This is a genomic window from Bradyrhizobium manausense, assembly GCF_001440035.1.
GTDB classification, from domain to species: domain Bacteria; phylum Pseudomonadota; class Alphaproteobacteria; order Rhizobiales; family Xanthobacteraceae; genus Bradyrhizobium; species Bradyrhizobium manausense.
In genome coordinates this window covers 67,193-68,953 of the sequence record NZ_LJYG01000044.1, presented here as the reverse complement: position 1 = coordinate 68,953, position 1,761 = coordinate 67,193, and the positions used below count along the sequence as shown (strand labels likewise).

The 1,761-nt window shown below is 66.1% G+C and carries 1 protein-coding gene; it reads right to left on the bottom strand.

Annotated elements, in window-relative coordinates:
• Positions 1 to 123 precede the first annotated feature (123 nt).
• Positions 124 to 1,566, bottom strand: a complete 1,443-nt coding sequence (locus tag AOQ71_RS09955; protein ID WP_057745224.1) for an MATE family efflux transporter — start codon at positions 1,564 to 1,566, stop codon at positions 124 to 126.
• Positions 1,567 to 1,761 lie beyond the last annotated feature (195 nt).

Sequence of the window (1,761 nt, the reverse complement as noted above, 5' to 3'; positions counted from 1 at the left end):
GGCGGGGGCCATCGCCGCCACAGGCATCGCTAAAGCGCAACGGCGTCTCGCCGCCGCGGTTGAGCTGCTTTGTTTGCGGATGATCTTGTCGGAAAACCGGTTCCCACTTTTCCGGATCGTCCGCTAATCGGCAACCGAGAGCACAGGCGCGACGGCGAGTTTTGCGTCTCGCGGCCCCCAGCGCGTCAGCACCACGCTGGAGCATGAGAGCACGCCGAGCACGACCATCGAGCTCGCGGCGAGCCAGAAGAAGCTTTGCGCAGTCGCGTCATGCGTCGACAGCCACCAGCCGATGCCCGCGATGTAGATCAGCCGGGCGGTCTGCGCCAGCACAGGACCGATCACCTTTGCTGCACCTTGCGAGGAGAAATACATCGTCGTTGCAAGGCCGAAGAACGCGTAGAACGGCCCGACCGTCGAGAGATATTGATGGCTCGCCGCGCGCACGGCCGCGCTGTCGGTGAAGATGTTGACCCAGAGATCGGGGAAGATCGCTACAAAGCATGCTGGCGCGCCGACGGCCATGAAGGCGGCGGCACCGGCGGTCCAGGCGATGCGGCGCGCCCGCGCGATGCGGCCCGCCCCGATCGCCATTCCGACCATGGGCACGCAGGCGATACCGAACGAGAACGCGATCGAGGTCAGAAGGAATTCGAGCCGCGCGCCGATGCCGTAGCCGGCGAGGATCGCGGTGCCGAATTTGGCCAGCATGTGGGTGAAGATCGAGATCGTCAGCACCGATTGCAGCGGCGAGAAGCAGGCGATGGCGCCGACCTTGAGGATGTCGAAGAACATCACCCATTGGATGCGCAAGCCGCGGAGTTTTGGAACGACGCGGGCGCGACCGGAGAACAGGTACCAGCCCATCACGCAGATATTCATGGAGTAGGCGATCAGCGCGCCGGCGGCGACGCCGCGCATGCCGAGTTGCGGAAACGGGCCGAGCCCGAGGCCCAGCGTGCCGCCGAGCACGATCTGCCAGACCGCAGAGTTGAGGATGAGAAACGACGGCAGGCGCATATTGCCGGTGCCGCGCAGCACGCCCGCCATGGTGTTGAGCAGCCACGGCAGCACGGCTCCGCCGAAGAACACCTGGGTGTAGGCGATCGCATGCGTCAGCACATTGCCGCGGCCGCCGAGCATCGTCAGCACCTGAGGGCCGAAGACCAGCATGCCGAGCATGAAGACGAGGCCGAAGGTGATGCCGATCAGCAGCGCATGCGCAGCCAGCGTCCCGGCACGCTCGCGATCGCCGGCGCCGAGCGCGCGTGCGATGGCGGAGGCCACGGCGCCGCCCATGGCGCCGCCCGACATGGTCATGGTCAGGATCACTGTCGGAAACACCAGCGCCATCGCGGCCAGCGCCTCGACGCCGAGACGGCCGATATAGGAGGTCTCGGCGATCACCGTGCAAGTGCCGGCGGACAGCGCGACAACGTTCGGCCAGGCGAGGGAGAGCAGCGTGCGCAGGATCGGCCCGTCGATCAGCGCGCTCCGTGTCGGGCGCGTGGGCGACGGGCGCGGACGTTCCTGCTCATCGACCGGGATCTCGGCGACCTCAGTCATTTCCTCTCCCGGACAAATCCGCCATTCGCGGCGTGGCAATGCTTAGGTGCATCAATCAACTTGCTCGCGCGAAAGGCGCGGCTGCGCACTTGTTAGCACGCTGGTTGCCGATTCCTCCTGCGTCAGGTGCAGGCGTGCCCTGCGGCAGCGCATTTCGATAGGTGGAACTAACCGATCGTCCAGACCAACGGCGGG

Bases quoted from the DNA above. Each gene is read 5' to 3' on its own strand.
- AOQ71_RS09955 (WP_057745224.1), bottom strand. From the start codon at position 1,566: ATGACTGAGGTCGCCGAGATCCCGGTCGATGAGCAGGAACGTCCGCGC.